Below are 18,323 nucleotides of genomic sequence, written 5' to 3'. Positions count from 1 at the left end.
CTCCGTTACCGGTGTGCATTCAGCGAGACGACATTGTGCATCGTCTCATCCGCCGTCGACAGGAAGCGCTTGATGTTGCGCGCCGCCTGGCGGATGCGGTGCTCGTTTTCGACGAGCGCCAGCCGCACATAGTCGTCGCCCTGCTCGCCGAAGCCGATGCCCGGAGCGACCGCGACATCCGCCTTTTCGACAAGCAGTTTGGAAAACTCAAGCGAGCCGAGATGACGAAATTTTTCGGGGATCTTCGCCCAGGCAAACATCGTCGCCGGCGGCGGCGGCACTTCGAAGCCGGCCTTGCCGAAGCTGTCGACCATCACGTCACGGCGGCGCTTGTAGATGTTGCGGACCTCGGCGATGTCGCTGCCGTCGCCGTTCAGCGCCTGCGTCGCGGCCACCTGGATCGGCGTGAAGGCGCCGTAATCGAGATAGGACTTGACCCGCGTCAGCGCCGCGATCAGCCGCTCGTTGCCGACGGCGAAGCCCATGCGCCAGCCGGGCATCGAAAAGGTCTTCGACATCGAGGTGAATTCGACCGTCACGTCGATCGCGCCCGGCACTTCCAGAACTGAGGGCGGCGGCACGTCGTCGAAATAGATTTCCGAATAGGCGAGGTCCGACAGCACGATGATGTCGTGCTTCTTCGCAAATGCGATGACGTCCTTGTAGAAATCGAGCGTCGCGACCTGGGCCGTCGGGTTGGACGGATAATTGAGGATCAGCGCCAGAGGCTTCGGGATCGAGTGCTTCACGGCCCGCTCGAGCGGCGGGAAGAAGCTCTCGTCCGGCTCCACCGAGATCGAGCGGATGACGCCGCCGGCCATCAGGAAGCCGAAAGCGTGGATCGGATAGGTGGGGTTAGGACACAGGACCACGTCGCCCGGCGCGGTGATCGCCTGCGCCATGTTGGCAAAGCCTTCCTTCGAGCCGAGTGTCGCGACGACCTGGGTCTCGGGATTGAGCTTGACACCGAAACGGCGGGCATAATAGGCCGCCTGGGCGCGACGCAGCCCCGGAATACCCTTGGACGAGGAATAGCGATGGGTGCGCGGGTCCTGCACCACCTCGCAAAGCTTGTCGACGATCGACTGCGGGGTTGGAAGGTCGGGATTGCCCATGCCGAGGTCGATGATGTCAGCACCGGCGGCTCGCGCGCTTGCTTTCAAACGGTTGACCTGTTCGAAAACATAGGGCGGCAAACGCCGGACTTTATGAAACTCTTCCATCTCCAGACCTCATTTGGCGCGCGTTTTTGGGCCTCGTCGGCAATCGCTCAACATGCGCGGGGTGAATGGCCGTCATTGCGGCCATTCAACGCTTTGCGGCCAAATCACCAGAAAGGCAAGTGCTAATTCTCGATCTGTTTCAGCGCTTGGGGCCCGTGCTGTTCGGCCAGCAACTGCAATTCCTTCAGACGGCGCTGATACTCCGCTTCGGAGATGGCGCCGGATCTGCGCTGGGCGGCAAGCGCCGTCAGCCGCCCCTGCATGTTGACCGCCTCGTCGTCGGTCATCTGCTGCATGGCGGCAGGCTTCTGCCCATAAACCGAAGGATAGGTGGCGAGATCCGCCGTCGAATTGCATCCGGCAAGTATGCCTGCAAGAATCAACCCGGAAATCCGGGAAAGCGAACGCTGGTTTGCGACGACGAGCATGCTGGCGATGACCTCTGCTTTTTAGGGTGCGACGATGCGCTAGCCCTTGTAATCATTTTCGGGCAGAATGTAAAAATACAAAACAAACAACGTGCTGTGGAGGACGCCGGGTGACATCAGACAAGGCCGAGGACACCACGGGCAAGGGCGGCTATGTGGGCTTCGACCCAAAATCGGTCGAGCCCTATATCGTCAAGGACCCCCAGAACCTGGCCATCAACCTGGCCCGCGCCGTCGAACAGATGGGAAAGGCGGCGTCCGCATGGCTGGCGCCGCGGGAGACCGGCGAGAAAAAAGACACCTATGCCGAGCCCGTCTCCGACATGGTCAAGACGCTCTCCAAAGTCTCCGAATACTGGCTCTCCGATCCGCGGCGGACGCTGGAGGCGCAGACGCATCTGATGGGGAGCTTCTTCGACATCTGGTCGCGGACATTGCACCGGATGGCCGGTGAAGATGTCGCCGAATCGGAGAAGCTGCAACGCAACGACAAGCGTTTTGCCGACGAGGACTGGGTGAAGAACCCGTTTTTCGACTTCATTCGCCAGGCCTATTTCGTGACATCCGACTGGGCGGAGAACATGGTCAAGGAGGCCGAGGGGCTCGACGACCACACCCGGCACAAGGCCGCCTTCTATGTCCGCCAGATCTCCAGCGCGCTTTCTCCAAGCAATTTCATCACCACCAATCCGCAACTCTATAGAGAGACGGTGGCGTCCAGCGGGGCGAATCTCGTCAAGGGCATGCAGATGCTCGCCGAGGACATTGCCGCCGGGCGCGGCGAGCTCCGGCTCAGGCAAACGGATACCAGCAAATTCGCCATCGGCGAGAACATTGCGATCACCCCCGGCAAGGTGATTGCGCAATCCGATATCTGCCAGGTCATCCAGTACGAAGCGAGTACCGAAACGGTGCTGAAGCGGCCGCTGCTGATCTGCCCGCCCTGGATCAACAAATACTACGTGCTCGATCTCAACCCTCAGAAGTCCTTCATCAAATGGGCGGTGGACCAGGGTCATACGGTCTTCGTCATCTCCTGGGTCAATCCGGACGAGCGCCACGCTCGCAAGGACTGGGGAGCCTATGCGCGCGAAGGCGTCGGCTTTGCGCTCGATACGATCGAACAGGCAACCGGCGAGCGCGAGGTGAATGCGATCGGCTATTGCGTCGGCGGCACGCTGCTCGCCGCCACGCTGGCGCTCCATGCCGCCGAAGGCGACGACCGGATCCGCTCGGCGACGCTTTTCACCACTCAGGTGGATTTCACCTATGCGGGCGACCTCAAGGTCTTCGTCGACGACGAACAGATAGAGCAGCTCGAAGCCAATATGAGCAAGACCGGCTATCTGGAAGGCTCTAAAATGGCGACCGCATTCAACATGCTTCGCGCTTCCGAGCTGATCTGGCCCTATTTCGTAAACAATTATCTCAAGGGCCAGGATCCCCTGCCCTTCGACCTGCTCTACTGGAACTCCGATTCGACGCGGATGCCCGCCGCCAACCACTCCTTCTATCTGCGCAATTGCTATCTCGAGAATAGGCTCGCCAAGGGCGAGATGGAGCTTGCCGGACGCAAGGTATCGCTCGGCGACGTGAAGATCCCGATCTACAACCTGGCGACCAAGGAGGATCACATCGCGCCGGCGAAGTCGGTCTTCCTCGGCAGCGCGTCCTTCGGCGGCAAGGTCACCTTCGTTCTGTCCGGCTCGGGCCACATCGCCGGCGTCGTCAACCCGCCGGACAAGAGCAAATACCAGTTCTGGACCGGCGGCCCCCCAAAAGGCGATCTCGAAGAGTGGATGGACAAGGCCAAGGAAACGCCAGGCTCCTGGTGGCCGCACTGGCAGGACTGGGTCGAACGGCTCGACAAGCGGCGCGTTCCGGCCCGCAAGCCCGGAGGGCCCCTCAACTCCATCGAAGAGGCGCCGGGATCCTTCGTGCGCGTACGTGCCTGAGACGCGGAAAGCATCGTGAAGTTTTCCCGTCCGCTCGTTCAGGCAACGCTCTTGCAGCGCTACAAGCGCTTTCTCTTCGATGCAGATCTTGCCGACGGCACGCGGATCACAGGCTCTTGCCCGAATACAGGCTCGATGCGCGGGCTGACGGCGCCGGGATCGGCGATCTGGCTGTCTGAGCACGACTCTCCGACGCGCAAATATCGCCACATGCTGGAGATCGTCGAGGCGGACGGCACGCTGGTGGGCATCAATACCGGCCTGCCAAACCGGCTCGCCGAGGAGGCGATCGCCGCCGGATTGGTCAGCGACCTTCACACCTATGAAACGCTCCGCCGCGAGCAGAGATATGGGCGCAATTCAAGAATCGACATTCTGCTCAGCGATCCGGTGAAAGGTCTTGCCTATGTCGAGGTGAAGAATGTCCACTTCAGCCGCGCCGCGGCCCTGGCGGAGTTTCCGGACAGCCCGACCGAGCGCGGCGCCAAGCACCTCGAAGAGCTGGGCGACATGGTCGAGGCGGGACACCGGGCGATCATGCTCTATCTTGTTCAAAGAAACGACTGCGGCGTCTTGCGGATATGCCGCGACCTCGATCCGGTTTATGCTCGCGCATTCGAACGGGCGGCTCAACGCGGCGTCGAAGCCTATGCGATCCGATGCTCCGTGTCGCCCTTCGAGATCGTGCCGGCCGGAGCGATGATAGTGGACGAACCGGTCCATGCTGATTTAAGAAAACCGCCTGAAACATCGAAAGTCTTGGAATGGTAACTTACATCGAGGCCGGCGCTGCCCCCTACAAGAATACGGGCGTCATTCGTCTCTACGGCCCGGACGGATTCGAAGGCATGCGCAAGGCCTGTCAGGTGACGGCACGCTGTCTGGATGAATTAGCGTCAAGGGTGCGGCCGGGCGTGACGACGGAAGAGATCGACCGTTTCGTCTACGAGTTCGGCTTGGACCACGGCGCCCTGCCCGCGACCTTGAACTATCGCGGCTATACCAAGTCGTCCTGTACGTCGATCAACCACGTCGTCTGCCATGGGATACCGAACGACAAGCCGCTGCGCGAAGGCGATATCGTCAACATCGATGTCACCTATGTCGTCGATGGCTGGCACGGCGACTCCAGTCGAATGTACCCGGTCGGAGAGATCAAGCGCGCCGCCGAACGGCTGCTCGAAGTCACGCATGAATGCCTGATGCGCGGCATAGCGGCGGTGCGGCCCGGCGCCCGCACCGGAGCGATCGGCGAGGCCATCCAGACCTATGCGGAATCGGAGCGCTGCTCTGTCGTCAGGGACTTCTGCGGCCACGGCGTCGGCCGGCTGTTCCACGATGCTCCGAACATCCTCCACTACGGCAATGCCAGCGAAGGGCCGGAACTTAGGGAGGGCATGATTTTCACCATCGAGCCGATGATCAATCTCGGCCGGCCGCATGTGAAGGTGCTCTCCGACGGCTGGACCGCCGTGACGCGCGATCGGTCGCTTTCGGCGCAGTACGAGCACACCGTCGGTGTTACGGCGAATGGCTGCGAAGTGTTCACGCTTTCGCCGGCCGGCCTTTTCATGCCAGGCGTCCGCGCACTGGGGACCGCGTGACGAAGCCGCCTCCTTTTCCCGAACCGGACGAAGAAGAGACCGCCGACGAGCGGCAGTTTTTCGCGCCGCAGAAGGCGCGGAAATTGGACAAGATTCCGACGCTTGGCGGCACTGCCGAGGCGCATTATCACGGCCACCGCGATCGTCTGAGGGCACGCTACCGCGAACAGGGCAATTCGGCACTCGCCGACTACGAGATCCTCGAACTCATTCTGTTCCGCCTTATTCCCCGCCGCGACACGAAACCGATCGCCAAGGACCTCCTCGCCCGCTTCGGCACGCTCGCCGGCGTGTTCGGCGCACCTCAGCAACTGTTGCAGGAGGTCAAGGGCGTCGGCGAATCCGTTGCTCTCGACCTCAAGCTCATCGCCACCGCGGCGCAACGGACGCTGAAGAGCGAGTTGCGCAACAAGCAGGTCCTGTCTTCCTGGAGCGGGGTGATCGACTATTGTCATGCCGCGATGGCGCACGAGACGAAAGAACAGTTCCGCATCCTCTTTCTCGACAAGCGCAACACGCTGATTGCCGACGAGGTGCAGCAGCAGGGGACGATCGACCATACCCCCGTCTATCCGCGCGAGGTCGTCAAGCGCGCGCTGGAGCTTTCCGCGACCGCCTTGATCCTGGTGCACAACCACCCGTCCGGCGATCCGACGCCGTCGCGCGCCGATATCGAGATGACGAAGCTGATCGCCGAGGCGGCAAAGCCGCTCGGCATCACCGTCCACGACCACGTGATCATCGGCAAGGACGGACATGTCAGCATGAAAGGGCTGCGGCTGTTTTAGGCCAAGGGACTGCTTAAAGCCAGCGCGCCCGCCGGAAGAACCGATAGAGCGTCGCGCAGAGTCCGAAGATCACCGCCAGTACGATGAAGTAGCCATAGCGGAACCGGAGTTCAGGCATGTCCTCGAAGTTCATGCCGTAGATCCCAGCGATTGCGGTCGGAACCGCCAGGATCGCCGCCCAGGAGGCAAGCTTGCGGGAGATTTCCGTCTGCTCGGACTGGCCGATCATCAGGCTTGCCTCGAAGGTGAAGGCCAGCACCTCGCGAAGCGCGTCTATGTCCTCCTGGACGCGGCGAACATGATCGGTGACGTCTCGGAAGAGCGGCTGCATCGCCGCGTCCATGCCCGGCAGTTCGAGATGCTCGTGCCGGCGGCAGACGTCGACCAGCGGAACGACGGCATTGCGCAGCTTGAGCAGATTGCGCCGCATCAGATAGAGCCGTTCGATATGTGTCTTGTCCAACCGCGAGCGCAGCAGGCGGTCCTCCAGTTCCTCCACCTCGCCGTGAATCGTCTCCACGACCGGCATGTAGTTGTCGACGATGAAGTCGAGGATCGAATAGAGGATGTAGTTCTCGCCATGGGCCAGCGCTGCCGGGGAAGACTCGCAGCGCTGCCGCACCGCCATATAAGACGTCGAGGCGCCGTGACGAACGGAAACAACGTAGCCCCGCCCGACGAACAGATGCGTCTCCCCGAAGGCGATCTCGTCCTCGACCATATGGGCCGTGCGCGCCACGACGAAGATCGCATCGCCGTAGATTTCCAGCTTCGGCCGCTGGTGCGCCTTGCCGGCGTCCTCGATCGCCAGATCATGCAGATCAAATTGTTTCTGCACCTGCCGCAGCAATTGCTTGTCCGGTTCGTGCAGGCCGATCCAAACGACGACGTTCTCGCGATTTCGCCACTCTCCGGCCTCTTCGATTTCGATGTCTCGAACGCGTCGGCCGTTCTGATAGACGGCGGCGGCCACGACCCCCGGCCGATTGCACGGCGGTGCTTCGAGCGCCGGCGCATCGCCATTGCCTTGCGCTTTCTGTGAAGCTGGACCATTCATCCACTCGAGCGCCATGCCTGTCCGTCCTCCCTCTCCGCCGAATGTGCGAAGCATAGCGATATTTGCGATCGGACGCATCCAGGACAGATCGTTGCGGCATTGCCACTTCATCAAAGCGTGCCATTGACGATATAGATGTTCACGCGCGAGTTTGCCGCGTTGCAAAAACGATTCTCGCTTGGCTCAGGGGAAGCGCTCATGAACCAGTTCGATCTTATCGTCGTCGGCAGCGGTCCGGCCGGACGCAGAGGCGCAATTCAGGCGGCCAAGCTCGGCAGGAAAGTGCTCGTCATCGAGCAGGGCAAGCGGGTCGGGGGCGTCTCGGTGCACACCGGAACAATTCCGTCCAAGACGCTGCGCGAGACGGCGCTCAACCTCTCCGGCTGGCGCGAGCGCGGCTTCTACGGCCGCTCCTATCGGGTGAAGCAGGAGATCAGCGCCGAGGATCTGCGCCAGCGCCTGATCATCACGCTCAACCACGAAGTCGAGGTGCTGGAGCATCAATTCGCGCGCAACCGCGTCCATCACATCCGCGGAAAGGCGAGCTTCGTCGATCCGACGACGCTCGAAATCGTCAAGGACGACGGCGAGAGCATGCATGTTGCCGGTACCAGCATCCTGCTTGCCGTCGGCACGAAGCCCTTTCGGCCGGACTATATTCCCTTTGACGGCAAGACCGTCGTCGACAGCGACGAGTTGCTCGAGATCCAGGACCTGCCGCGTTCTCTCGTCGTCATCGGCGCCGGCGTCGTCGGCATCGAATATGCCACGATCTTCAGTGCGCTCGACACGCAGGTGACGGTGATCGACCCCAAGTCGACCATGCTCGACTTCATCGACAAGGAGATCGTCGAAGATTTCACCTACCAGCTTCGGGACCGCAACATGAAACTCAATCTCGGCCAGAAAGCCGAGAAGGTGGAGCGTCTCGACGATGGTAAGGTCATGCTTACCCTCGACAATGGCCGCAAGATCACAACGGAAATGGTACTGTTTGCCGCCGGCCGCATGGGAGCGACCGATGCGCTCAATCTCCCGGCCGCCGGTCTCGAGGCGGACAGCCGCGGGCGCCTGAAGGTCAATCCGGAAACATTCCAGACCGCGGTTCCGAACATCTATGCGGCAGGCGACGTGGTCGGCTTTCCAAGTCTCGCCTCGACCTCCATGGAACAGGGCCGTGTCGCAGCGCGCGTTGCCGTCGGCGCGATCGCCAAAGAGCCGCAGAAATACTTCCCCTACGGCATCTATGCAGTGCCGGAAATCTCCACCTGCGGCCTTTCCGAAGAGGAAGTGAAGGAACGCGGCATCCCCTACGAATGCGGCATTGCACGGTTCCGTGAGACCTCGCGCGGCCACATCATGGGGCTCGATGCGGGCCTCTTGAAAATGATCTTCTCGCTGAAGACCCGGCGCCTGCTCGGCGTGCATATCATCGGCGAAGGCGCCACCGAACTCGTGCATATCGGCCAGGCGGTTCTGAACCTGAAGGGCACGGTCGAATATTTCGTCGAAAACACCTTCAACTATCCGACCCTTGCGGAGGCCTACAAGATTGCCGGGCTCGACGCCTGGAACCGCATGGGCGAGATCAAAGCAGTGTAGGTCCCCCCGCCTCTGCAATTCATGTCGCCGGTTTCGGCGGCTTTCTCGGCGCAAACGAAAAGGCCGCCCGAAGGCGGCCTTTAACTATTCTGGACGATGCTAATTACTCGGCGCCTTCGTCGGCGGCCTTCTTCTTGGCCGGAGCCTTTTTCTTCGGAGCCGCGGCCTCTTCGCCTTCGGCAGCTTCGGCCTTGGCAGCGGCCTTCTTCTTGGCGGGCGCCTTCTTTGCCGGCTTGTCTTCGGATTCGTCCTCGGCCATCAGGGCTTCCTTGGAAACCGTCTTGTCGGTTACCGAGACTTCCGAAAGCAGGTGATCGACGACCTTCTCTTCGAAGAGCGGCGCGCGCAGCGAAGCGGCGGCACCGGGGGTGTTCTTGAAGTAGTCGAGGATCTGCTTCTCCTGGCCGGGGAACTGACGGAGCTGCTCAAACAGCGAGCGCTGCATTTCGTCGTCGCTCACCTGGACGCCGGCCTTCTCGCCGATTTCGGAAAGAACGAGGCCGAGACGAACGCGGCGCTCGGCGAGCTTACGGTATTCGGCGCGCGCCTCCTCTTCCGTCGTGTCCTCATCGGCGAAGGTCTTGCCGGCCTGCTCGAGGTCGGTGTTGATCTGGCGCCAGATGTTGTCGAATTCGGCGTTGACGAGGCGTTCGGGGGTCTCGAACTGGTAGAGCTCGTCCAGCTGGTCGAGCAGCTGACGCTTGACCTTCTGGCGGGTAACCGAGCCGTATTGGCCTTCGATCTGGCCGCGCACGATTTCCTTCAGCTTGTCGACCGATTCGAGGCCGAGCTTCGTTGCCAGTTCGTCATTGATCTCGATCGGCGCGGCACCGGCGACATCCTTGACGGTGATGTCGAAGGTTGCTTCCTTGCCCGCAAGATTGGCAGCCGGATAGTCTGCCGGGAAGGTGACGGTGATCGTCTTCTCGTCGCCCGCCTTGACGCCGACGAGCTGTTCTTCGAAGCCGGGGATGAAGCGGTTGGAGCCGAGAACCAGTTCGGCGTCCTCGTCCTTGCCGCCATCAAAGGCGACGCCGTCGACCTTGCCGAGATAATCGATGGTGACGCGGTCGCCGTTGGCGGCCTTGCCCTTCTTCGATTCATAGCTGCGGGCGCTTTCGGCAATGCGCAGGATCTGCTCGTTGACCTCGTCGTCGCCGATCTCGACGACTTCGCGGGTCACCTTGATGCCGCTCGAATCCTTGAGTTCGATCGCCGGGATGATCTCGTAAGCGAGCGTGAATTCAAAATCGGCTTCGGCCTTGAGGATCTTGTCGGCTTCGGCCTCGTCCTCGGTCATGGCGACTTCCGGCTGCGTGGCCGACTTTTCACCGCGGCTCGTCAGGATTTCGGTCGGCTTCTCGCGGACGATCTCGTTGACGAGATCGGCCATGATCGACTTGCCGTAGACCTTCTTCAGATGCGCAACCGGCACCTTGCCGGGGCGGAAGCCGTTGATGCGGACCCGGTCCTTCACCTCGGCCAGACGCTCGTTCATCCGAGTTTCCATTTCATCGGCCGGAATAACGACCTTGAGTTCGCGCTTCAGCCCTTGAGCGAGCGTTTCGATAACCTGCATGTTCAAACCTTCACTTCACGTTGACCGTGCTGTTGCCTAGATAAGTTCCGGCGAGCACGTGAGCCGATCCATTTGCCGGGAGTGGCTTTACGCAATTCCGCAACCGTTTTGCAAGCAAAATGGCACTTTGCCACCTTCGCTACCGTCGAATACCGACATGTGGCCGCGACATTGTCCCTGTGCAGTTGGTAAGACTAGACTCAGTCTCGACCTGCTGCGCCGGATCAAACCTCGCCACGGAGATGTCGGTCGACCAGACGCCAGTGAACCATTCAGTTAGCCGCAACGACCCGTCGCTTTCGACAGGCGCGTCACCAAGTCATGGCACATTGCGCTGTGTGTCACGGGCGCCAAATACACCCGATGGCAGACGAATGGCAAGCATTTCCGGTGCCGTGCCGACCGCGCGACATGAGGGGCCAAGTCAGCACCGGCGCCTGCTCGCCTCCACGCAAGGCTTGCCAAAATGCCCGTCATTGTTCTACAGGCTTCGCAAGCACCTCCGTTGCCCGGTTGGTGGAATTGGTAGACACACTTGGTTTAGGTCCAAGCGCGAGAGCATGGGGGTTCGAGTCCCTCACCGGGCACCAACGTGACATCCCCACCAGCACAACGACCGTAGCACCCCCGCCACCGGCCCGATCAATTCGACCGCAATGGACGATTTGCGCAGGATGCACATCTTCCATACCGATATTGCACTGCACAAAATGCTCCCAGCTGCGCTATATTGAAGACATGAAAAGGCCGGTGGTGACGAACCAAAGCCGCCCGCGGTTGGTCTCCCGCCCGGACTTCCGGAACGACCCGAGCCGAAGCTCGACGGAATTCGAAGCAGCGTACTCCTCCTCCCAACGCTGTTTCGATAGGATTGGCAACACTCCTCCTCCTCCCGGTTGCCAATCGACTTTAGAACGCCTGCCGGACCTCCTCCCCCGGCGGGCGTTTTTTGTTCTTCGCACCTGCGAGAAGATCCATCACGCTTGTGAAGTTAGTCTGAGCGTGTTTGCACGAAATTGAAGCATTTCCGCCAAGCGGCTGTCGCAGCCATGCATCGCGCGCATATGTGCCATTCCGCAGTGTCCCTATACAAATTAGGGGTTCACGCCTATCTTCAGATCATCGATCGGGCAGCGCACTCCTCCTCCCAGCGCTCCCGATACGGATTGGCAACCTCCTCCTCCCAGTTGCCAATCAGAACAGGCAACGCCCGCTGGATCTCCTCCCCCAGCGGGCGTTGTTTTTTGCATGGTTCGAGCAGCCTTTCGAGCTTCGCCTCCCCACCTGAGGCGATTCCAGGCACACTCGACAGCACCATAAATTAAGACCGGATTAACGGCCGACAGAGGATTGCAAAAGCTGCATGGGTGCGATGCAGCATCGTCTCTGTTTTCTGAGCACAAATCGATTATATTCCTGCCCATAAGATGATGGCCAGCAAGAGAGATAGAGCGCTGGCGAACGACCCTGAAAGGAATAGGATCATGAACCTCGCACGTTCTTTCAACAATTGGCGCAAGTATCGTCAGACCTGCAATGAGCTCGGCCGCATGAGCGACCGTGAGCTGAACGACCTCGGCATCGGCCGCGCCGACATCCCCTACGTTGCTCGCAAGGCTGTCAAGTAAGTCACAGACTGCTGCTGTTTTCGTAACGCCCTCCGGCCCTGCCGGAGGGCGTTTTTCGTTGCCTGATCGGTGCATGACACCGGGCTTTCGGTAGAGGCGGTTTAGTCCGTTCGTTCGGTGCACCATTTCGCGTCGCATAATTGCTGCCATGGGAGCCTTGGTGAGCCAGCCCGCGCGTGACACTGTCCGCGAAAACCGCGGCAAAACAACGCGCTACCGCTGCCGCGATGGGAGTAGCCGCGTGCTGCATTTTCGGGCTCCGCCCTTTCCATGCACAGCAAATCATCGACGCAGTGCACAAATGCATAGCAGATGCATTTTCTTTGCACTCCACCTGCCAATTAGACAAGCGTATAAGAACCTCAACGACGCAGACAAATCACTGTCGCGCCCAATCGACCTGAGGAAACGACCATGAACCCCATTCGTCTTGCAAAGAGCTGGATCAACTACCGCCGCACTGTCGCCGAACTCGGCGGCCTGTCGAACCACGCCCTGAGCGATATCGGCATCACCCGCTACGACATCCGCAACATTGCGGCCCGCTCCTTCCGTTAATCGGAACGAAGCCTGAAACTTCAAAGACGGCGCCCGCGGGCGCCGTTTTTGTTGGAAGCGCGGAAGGGCTATGCTAGGAAGCCGCGCATGAACAGGACCACCTCTCCTTATTCGCCCATTCATGTCATCGGCGGCGGGCTCGCGGGCTCGGAAGCCGCCTGGCAGATCGCCGAGGCCGGCGTGCCGGTCATTCTGCACGAGATGCGCGGCGTGCGCGGCACGGAGGCTCACAAGACCGACGGCCTTGCCGAACTCGTCTGCTCCAATTCCTTCCGTTCCGACGATGCGACGAGCAATGCAGTCGGCGTGCTGCATGCGGAGATGCGCCTCGCCGGCTCGCTGATCATGCAGGCTGCCGATCGCAACCAGGTGCCGGCCGGCGGCGCCCTTGCCGTCGACCGGGACGGCTTCTCGCAGGCGGTCGGCGCTCAGATCGAAGGCCACCCGCTGATCTCGGTGGTTCGCGAGGAAATCAGCGACCTGCCGCCGAGGGAATGGGACCTTGCGATCGTCGCCACCGGTCCGCTCACCGCTCCCGGCCTCGCCGAGGCGATCCGCCGCGAAACCGGCGCCGATGCGCTTGCCTTCTTCGATGCCATAGCGCCGATCGTCTACACCGAGACCATCGACATGGATATTTGCTGGCACCAGTCGCGCTACGACAAGGTCGGCCCCGGCGGCACGGGCAAGGACTATATCAATTGCCCGATGACCGAGGCTGAGTACAACGCCTTCGTCGATGCGCTGATCGCCAGCGACAAGACCGGCTTCAAGGAATGGGAAGGCACGCCCTATTTCGACGGCTGCCTGCCGATCGAGGTGATGGCGGAACGCGGCCGTGAGACCCTTCGCCACGGCCCGATGAAGCCTATGGGGCTCACCAATACCCACAATCCCTCGGTCAAGCCCTACGCCGTCGTGCAGCTGCGCCAGGACAATGCGCTGGGCACGCTCTACAACATGGTGGGCTTCCAGACCAAACTGAAATACGGCGCCCAGACGGAGGTGTTCCGGATGATTCCGGGCCTGGAGAACGCCGAATTCGCAAGGCTCGGCGGCTTGCACCGCAACACCTACATCAACTCGCCGGTCCTGCTCGACCGTTCGCTGACGCTGAAATCCCGTCCCGGCCTGCGCTTTGCCGGCCAGATCACCGGCTGTGAGGGCTATGTAGAAAGCGCCAGCATCGGGCTTCTCGCCGGACGGTTCGCCGCTGCCGAGCGCAAGGACGAAGCGCTGTCGCTGCCGCCGGACACGACGGCCTTCGGCGCGCTCCTCAATCACATTACCGGCGGGCACATCGTTTCCGAAGACGAGCCGGGCAAGCGCTCGTTCCAGCCGATGAACATCAATTTCGGCCTGTTTCCGCCGCTGGAGCCGGGTGCGCTTTTGCGGCCCGAAGGTGCCAAACGCTTCCGCGGCAAGGAAAAGGCACTGGCCAAGAAGCACGCGACTGCGGCACGAGCGCTGAAGGACTGCGCCGAGTGGCTTCATCACGAAGCCGCATAAGCGTTCAGTCGATCGTCTGCGCCGCCGCCTTGCTTTCGGCCGGTGGCTCCGCGAATTCGGATTTCGGATTGAAGCTACCGAGCAGCCAGAGGGAGACCTCGGCCGCCTCTGCAGCCGTCCGAAACTCGAAGCTGTTATCCAGATAAGCGAAATCCGGGAAATGGACGATGAGCCCCTGCCCGCTTTCCGAGCTGTTCACCCGCAGCTTACCGGGATGAATCACATGGCATACATAGTGCGTGCCGTGCGACTGGATGAATCCCGCCTTGCCGTCGTGCAGACGAAGAAAAATAGCCTTGCCGTCGATGGTCGCATGCAGCGCGCGGATTGCCTCGTCCGGAAAGGCACGACCAAACTCGACCATGGCCGAGCCGGTATCGGGATTGCTGGCGTCGCGCTCGGCGCGCGCGTTCATCCAGGCATAAAAAGCGGCAACGAACGCAACCACAGCGATGAGTATGAACCAGAGCATCATCCGTCCCCTTCGGACGACAGGAATAGGTAAGGCCCGTTGTTATCGCTCGAGGCTTGCGCCAGCTTGAACGGGGACATTCGTCAAAAACGCCGGCGTCGGCTCGCGCGCCACATCCGCCATTGCCGTTGCCACTGGGGCGGCTGGATCGAATACCGCAGGATCCGGGCTCCGGCGGCCTCGGCGCGCTCGAACACCGGCTCGGCAAGAGCAACGGGAACGAAGGCCGAGAAATTCTGCGGAGAGATCGAAGCCAAACTCTTGCGCGCTTTGGCGAGATGATCGCGGCCGAGCCCGCAGAATGCGCGAACGGCCCTGCCGATCGCGACCTCGTCGCGCCCGTCCAGCAGCATCTCCCGGTCGAGACCGGTCGCCCGCAGGAGGTCGGCGGGAAAATAGACCTGGCCGCGCCGGCAATGGACCGGCAGGAGCAACAAAAGGCCGGCGATCGTCTGCGCAACGCCGGCGTGCCCGGCAGCCTCTGCGGACATTCCGGCGTTCGCCGGGTCGAGAGTGAGCGAAGCCAGTTGAATGAGTGCGGACGCCGTTTCGCCCGCATAGCCCTCCAGCGCCGTCGTGTCCTCCATCGGGTCGTCGTAGAGGTCGAAAATGCGCGCATCGATCATGTTCTGCAGAACGGCAACGGGCAGACGATGCTCGGCAATTGAGGCAAGCAGCGCCTCGGCTAGCGGGTGGCCCTCGCCCCCCGAATGGTTCTCCAGCAGGTCACGCCACCATTGCAGCCGAATTTCGCCGGGAAGCGGCTCGTGTACCAGGTCGCGGATGCGGGCGATCTCGGCGTTGAAGGCGTAGAGGCAGGCAAGCGAGTGCCGCTTTTCCGGCGAGGCGAGCAGGCATGCGAGATAGCGGTCGCGATCGGTGTCCCGCAGTGTCGCGAGTATCTGGGGATCTGGCATTTGCACGCTGCGATTCCTTCGGCTCGATCACACCGCAATCAGGGCTGCAGCGACGGCGCGCGATTCTGCCAGCATGACATTGTAGGTGCGAACCGCCGCGCCGGTATTCATCGGATCGGACGAAATATCGGCGGCCTTCAATGTTGCCTTCAGATCCGCCGGCAAGGGTCTGATGTCGCGGCCGGTCCCGACGAGCAGGACTTCGATCGCGTGAGCCTCGCCAAGAACGCGCCGGAATTTCTCGATCGCCAGCGGATCCCCCTCGGCGACGTCCCAGGCATAGACGCCGGAGGGCAGCAGCAGCACCGAGCCGCGGTGCGACATGTCGGCGAAGCGGAAGCCGCCATTGCCGTAGGCGTCGATAGGCGCGCGTCCCGGAAAGTGCGCTTCGCGCATTTCGATACCTTTTGCCATCAGGCCGCCCCCGTTGCCGTACCCGGCGTCGTCCCGCGTCCTCCCAACTCGCCGCCGAGACGATTGTTTCGACGGTTGAAGAGAATGAGCACCGGCCCGGCGATATAGATCGACGAAACCGTCCCGATAACCACCCCGAAGAGGAGCGTCGCGCTGAAGGATTGCACGAGGCGGCTCCCGCCGAACAGGTAAAGCGCAACGAGGGCAAGCGCCGTCGTCGTCGCCGTGAGGATGGTACGCGACAGGGTCTGGTTGATCGATGCGTCGATCAAGACCGAAAGCGGCATCCGCCGATAGCGCGCCAGGTTCTCCCGGACGCGGTCGTAGATCACCATCGTGTCGTTCAGCGAGTAGCAGACGATGGTCAGAAGCGCTGCGAGGCTCGCGAGATTGAATTCGATGCCGGTCAAGACCAGGAAGCCCACGGTCAACAGCACGTCGTGAAGCGTGGTGATGACGGCACCGGCAGCAAACTTCCAATCGAAGCGCAACCAGACATAGAGGATGATGGCGAGTATCGCCGCCGCGACTGCGAGCGTACCGGCGCGCGTCAGTTCTCCGGACACCGCCGGGCCGACGACCTCGACACGGCGGAAGCTGTAGTCACCTTCGAGCTCGGCGCGGACCAATCCCATTGCGGTCTGATCGGCGTTGTCGCCTGCCTCCTGCGATGGGATGCGCAGCAGGATATCCCGCGCCGAGCCAAGCCCCTGAATCTGGACCTCGCCGAGGTTCAATTCGTCGAGGCGGGCGCGGACGTCGGCGACGTCGGCTGTGCCTTGCTTTGACCGGAGCTCCAGAAGAGAACCACCCTTGAAGTCGGCCCCCATGTTGAGCCCGAGGCTCACCAGCAGGACGAGCGAAGCAAGCGAGAGCGACGCCATCAGGATGAACACCGGATTGCGGAGGGCCATGAAGCGGATATCGGCCTCGGCAAAGAAGCCTGTGCGGATACCCCTTGGCAGATGTTTCGGCCGGCGGCGGCGATACCATCCGCGGATGAGCCGGCGGGTCAGGCTATGCGCCGTCAGGATGGTCGTGACGCTGCCTATGGCGAGCGTCGTCGCAAACCCGCTGATCGCCCCGGTGCCAAGCAGGAAAAGGATGACGCCCGCAATCAGCATCGTCAGGTTCGCATCGATTATGCTCCTCAACACGCGTGAAAAGCCGTTGTCGAGGGCCTTGCGCAACGGCTCACTGCTGTTGCGGACCTCCTCTCGCAGCCGCTCGTAGATGAGAACATTCGAATCGACCGCCACCCCGATCGTGAGAACGATCCCGGCGATCCCCGGCAGGGTCAGCGTAATTCCGAGAAGGGAGATTACCGCGATGATGAGCACGACGTTGACGATCACAGCGACCACGGCGACAAGGCCGAAGAAACCGTAGAACCCGATCATGCAGGCGGCGACCGCGGCTGCCGCGACCAACCCCGCCGTTAAGCCGTTGGCGATCGCGTCCGTGCCGACTTCCGGACCGACCGTGCGCTCTTCGATGACCGTCAGTGAGGCGGGAAGCGGCCCGGCTCGCAGCAGAGCGGCGAAATTCTCCGCGCCCTCCTCCGACAAGTCGCCGGAGAGCCGGACCATATCGCCTTCGATGACGTCCCCAAGCGCCGGTGTCGAGACCACCTGTCCGTCGAGCACGATGGCGAATTGCCGGTTCGACGCAGCTTGCGACAGCGTTGCGAGCCGCGTGGACGCTTCAGCCGTCAGCTTGATATCAACCACGGGTTCGCCGGTCTGAGGATCAGTCCCGGGCTGCGCATCGTCAAAGTCCTCAGCGGAGGCGAAGGCCTGCCTTTCGACCAGATAGGGCACCGGCGGGTCGTCCAGCGAATAGAGCACCTCCGACGCGGCAGGCGGCCGTGTGTCGAGGGCCTGCTGCGCCGGTATCGATGGGTCGAGCCACCGGAAAGCAACGCTGCCCCGCTGGCTGAGGAGATCCTTGAGCCGTTGCGGATCCTCCAAGCCGGGTATCTGGATGCTCAAGCGATCGCTGCCGCGGCGCTGGATCACCGGTTCCGCAGCCACCACTTCTCCGACGCGGCGACGCACCGCCTCGATCGACTGGGCGAGCGCCGCGGAGAGCCGGAAATCGATGCCCTCGTTGGTCAGGCGAAGCCGAACCGGCTCCTGCGCCGTCGTCTCGTCGACGACCAATTCCCGGATCGGATTGCCAGCCCGGTCCGGTGCCTCAACCGGCGCGGTGAGTGTATTGAGGGCCTCTCGGGCTGCCGCTAACTGCGACGTATCGCGCAGCCGAAACTGAATTTCCTGACCGCTGCCGGAAAGGCCGGTATAGCCGATTTCGGAGCCTCTCAGCGCTTGGGCGATGGCCTGGATCGTGGCTTGCAGGCGGTCCGCGACGATGCTGTCGCGATCAACCTTCAGAACGATATCGGAGCCGCCCTTGAGGTCGAGGCCGAGCGGCACCTGCCGATGCGGCAGCCATGCCGGCCATCCGGCAAGCTGCTCCCTCGGAACGATGTTCGGCAGAGCAAAGGCAAAACCGGCCAGGACGACCAGCCAGATCAAGGTGTTCTTCAGCGGCGAGAAGTTGGGCATGCCTTGAAATGCTCCATCGCCA

Annotated in this window: 16 protein-coding genes and 1 tRNA gene; 9 read left to right on the top strand and 8 right to left on the bottom strand. The window is 61.8% G+C overall.

The window, feature by feature from the left end; genetic code table 11:
* Window positions 1-5 precede the first annotated feature (5 nt).
* Together SS05631_RS06275 and SS05631_RS06270 are read right to left on the bottom strand one after the other, a co-directional pair.
* Entirely contained in the window at window positions 6-1,223 is a 1,218-nt protein-coding gene (locus SS05631_RS06275; protein WP_012707954.1) for an LL-diaminopimelate aminotransferase, read from the bottom strand.
* A 122-nt stretch (window positions 1,224-1,345) separates the two neighbouring features.
* A complete protein-coding gene (locus tag SS05631_RS06270) occupies window positions 1,346-1,651 on the bottom strand; it encodes an SHOCT domain-containing protein (protein ID WP_037422834.1) in 306 nt (101 codons plus the stop codon).
* 110 nt (window positions 1,652-1,761) lie between these two features.
* Here SS05631_RS06270 and phaC point away from each other — a divergent pair, with 110 nt between their 5' ends.
* From phaC to radC, 4 genes are read left to right on the top strand one after another with little or no spacing between them, the layout of a single operon-like run.
* Window positions 1,762-3,606 carry a poly(3-hydroxyalkanoate) polymerase subunit PhaC gene (phaC, locus tag SS05631_RS06265; RefSeq protein WP_037422837.1) on the top strand — a complete coding sequence of 615 codons (1,845 nt, stop codon included), beginning with the start codon at window positions 1,762-1,764 and terminating at the stop codon, window positions 3,604-3,606.
* Between the two features lie 15 nt (window positions 3,607-3,621).
* Complete coding sequence (sfsA, locus tag SS05631_RS06260; RefSeq protein WP_037422841.1) at window positions 3,622-4,377, top strand: DNA/RNA nuclease SfsA; 756 nt, start codon at window positions 3,622-3,624, stop codon at window positions 4,375-4,377.
* On the top strand, window positions 4,371-5,210 hold the full coding sequence (gene map, locus SS05631_RS06255; protein ID WP_037422843.1) for a type I methionyl aminopeptidase: 840 nt from the start codon (window positions 4,371-4,373) through the stop codon (window positions 5,208-5,210). The genes sfsA and map overlap by 7 nt, the downstream gene beginning before the upstream one ends.
* The gene (gene radC / locus SS05631_RS06250; protein ID WP_037422846.1) at window positions 5,207-5,998 is read left to right on the top strand and encodes a DNA repair protein RadC; all 792 of its coding nucleotides are present in this window, start codon (window positions 5,207-5,209) and stop codon (window positions 5,996-5,998) included. The genes map and radC overlap by 4 nt, the downstream gene beginning before the upstream one ends.
* A gap of 13 nt (window positions 5,999-6,011) precedes the next feature.
* Here radC and SS05631_RS06245 read toward each other — a convergent pair whose 3' ends face one another.
* Window positions 6,012-7,055 carry a magnesium and cobalt transport protein CorA gene (locus SS05631_RS06245; RefSeq protein ID WP_050988323.1) on the bottom strand — a complete coding sequence of 348 codons (1,044 nt, stop codon included), beginning with the start codon at window positions 7,053-7,055 and terminating at the stop codon, window positions 6,012-6,014.
* 198 nt (window positions 7,056-7,253) lie between these two features.
* Between SS05631_RS06245 and sthA the strand changes: the two genes are divergently transcribed.
* Complete coding sequence (sthA, locus tag SS05631_RS06240) at window positions 7,254-8,657, top strand: Si-specific NAD(P)(+) transhydrogenase (RefSeq protein ID WP_037422849.1); 1,404 nt, start codon at window positions 7,254-7,256, stop codon at window positions 8,655-8,657.
* A gap of 103 nt (window positions 8,658-8,760) precedes the next feature.
* On the opposite strand, the gene tig is transcribed toward sthA, so the two are convergent.
* On the bottom strand, window positions 8,761-10,236 hold the full coding sequence (tig, locus tag SS05631_RS06235; RefSeq protein ID WP_037422852.1) for a trigger factor: 1,476 nt from the start codon (window positions 10,234-10,236) through the stop codon (window positions 8,761-8,763).
* A gap of 507 nt (window positions 10,237-10,743) precedes the next feature.
* Between tig and SS05631_RS06230 the strand changes: the two genes are divergently transcribed.
* The 4 genes from SS05631_RS06230 to trmFO all read left to right on the top strand — a co-directional run bounded on the left by SS05631_RS06230 (window position 10,744) and on the right by trmFO (window position 13,931).
* Window positions 10,744-10,826, top strand: a tRNA-Leu gene (locus tag SS05631_RS06230).
* Between the two features lie 894 nt (window positions 10,827-11,720).
* Entirely contained in the window at window positions 11,721-11,864 is a 144-nt protein-coding gene (locus SS05631_RS06220; RefSeq protein ID WP_064506658.1) for a DUF1127 domain-containing protein, read from the top strand.
* Window positions 11,865-12,278: 414 nt separating this feature from the next.
* Window positions 12,279-12,422 carry a DUF1127 domain-containing protein gene (locus SS05631_RS32605; protein ID WP_014328242.1) on the top strand — a complete coding sequence of 48 codons (144 nt, stop codon included), beginning with the start codon at window positions 12,279-12,281 and terminating at the stop codon, window positions 12,420-12,422.
* Between the two features lie 87 nt (window positions 12,423-12,509).
* Window positions 12,510-13,931 carry a methylenetetrahydrofolate--tRNA-(uracil(54)-C(5))-methyltransferase (FADH(2)-oxidizing) TrmFO gene (gene trmFO, locus SS05631_RS06210; RefSeq protein WP_037422858.1) on the top strand — a complete coding sequence of 474 codons (1,422 nt, stop codon included), beginning with the start codon at window positions 12,510-12,512 and terminating at the stop codon, window positions 13,929-13,931.
* Window positions 13,932-13,935: 4 nt separating this feature from the next.
* On the opposite strand, the gene SS05631_RS06205 is transcribed toward trmFO, so the two are convergent.
* The 4 genes from SS05631_RS06205 to secDF form a co-directional block, all read right to left on the bottom strand.
* On the bottom strand, window positions 13,936-14,403 hold the full coding sequence (locus SS05631_RS06205; protein ID WP_037422913.1) for a hypothetical protein: 468 nt from the start codon (window positions 14,401-14,403) through the stop codon (window positions 13,936-13,938).
* 83 nt (window positions 14,404-14,486) lie between these two features.
* Entirely contained in the window at window positions 14,487-15,326 is an 840-nt protein-coding gene (locus SS05631_RS06200; protein WP_037422860.1) for a phytoene/squalene synthase family protein, read from the bottom strand.
* A gap of 21 nt (window positions 15,327-15,347) precedes the next feature.
* Entirely contained in the window at window positions 15,348-15,734 is a 387-nt protein-coding gene (locus SS05631_RS06195) for an Mth938-like domain-containing protein (protein WP_037422862.1), read from the bottom strand.
* The gene (gene secDF, locus SS05631_RS06190) at window positions 15,734-18,301 is read right to left on the bottom strand and encodes a protein translocase subunit SecDF (protein ID WP_037422864.1); all 2,568 of its coding nucleotides are present in this window, start codon (window positions 18,299-18,301) and stop codon (window positions 15,734-15,736) included. Before secDF ends, SS05631_RS06195 begins: the two co-directional genes overlap by 1 nt.
* Window positions 18,302-18,323: the final 22 nt, after the last annotated feature.

The sequence above is a fragment of the Sinorhizobium sp. CCBAU 05631 genome, from assembly GCF_002288505.1.
GTDB classification, from domain to species: domain Bacteria; phylum Pseudomonadota; class Alphaproteobacteria; order Rhizobiales; family Rhizobiaceae; genus Sinorhizobium; species Sinorhizobium fredii_C.
Note: the sequence above shows the minus strand (reverse complement) of the source record. Positions and strands in the feature narration are given on the sequence as shown.

What these genes read in the sequence shown, in the direction of transcription:
- SS05631_RS06275 (WP_012707954.1), bottom strand. Translation starts at nt 1,223, where the DNA reads ATGGAAGAGTTTCATAAAGTCCGGCGTTTGCCGCCCTATGTTTTCGAA.
- SS05631_RS06270 (WP_037422834.1), bottom strand. Translation starts at nt 1,651, where the DNA reads ATGCTCGTCGTCGCAAACCAGCGTTCGCTTTCCCGGATTTCCGGGTTG.
- map (WP_037422843.1), top strand. Translation starts at nt 4,371, where the DNA reads ATGGTAACTTACATCGAGGCCGGCGCTGCCCCCTACAAGAATACGGGC.
- SS05631_RS06245 (WP_050988323.1), bottom strand. Translation starts at nt 7,055, where the DNA reads ATGAATGGTCCAGCTTCACAGAAAGCGCAAGGCAATGGCGATGCGCCG.
- sthA (WP_037422849.1), top strand. Translation starts at nt 7,254, where the DNA reads ATGAACCAGTTCGATCTTATCGTCGTCGGCAGCGGTCCGGCCGGACGC.
- tig (WP_037422852.1), bottom strand. Translation starts at nt 10,236, where the DNA reads ATGCAGGTTATCGAAACGCTCGCTCAAGGGCTGAAGCGCGAACTCAAG.
- SS05631_RS06220 (WP_064506658.1), top strand. Translation starts at nt 11,721, where the DNA reads ATGAACCTCGCACGTTCTTTCAACAATTGGCGCAAGTATCGTCAGACC.
- SS05631_RS32605 (WP_014328242.1), top strand. Translation starts at nt 12,279, where the DNA reads ATGAACCCCATTCGTCTTGCAAAGAGCTGGATCAACTACCGCCGCACT.
- trmFO (WP_037422858.1), top strand. Translation starts at nt 12,510, where the DNA reads ATGAACAGGACCACCTCTCCTTATTCGCCCATTCATGTCATCGGCGGC.
- SS05631_RS06205 (WP_037422913.1), bottom strand. Translation starts at nt 14,403, where the DNA reads ATGCTCTGGTTCATACTCATCGCTGTGGTTGCGTTCGTTGCCGCTTTT.
- SS05631_RS06195 (WP_037422862.1), bottom strand. Translation starts at nt 15,734, where the DNA reads ATGGCAAAAGGTATCGAAATGCGCGAAGCGCACTTTCCGGGACGCGCG.
- secDF (WP_037422864.1), bottom strand. Translation starts at nt 18,301, where the DNA reads ATGCCCAACTTCTCGCCGCTGAAGAACACCTTGATCTGGCTGGTCGTC.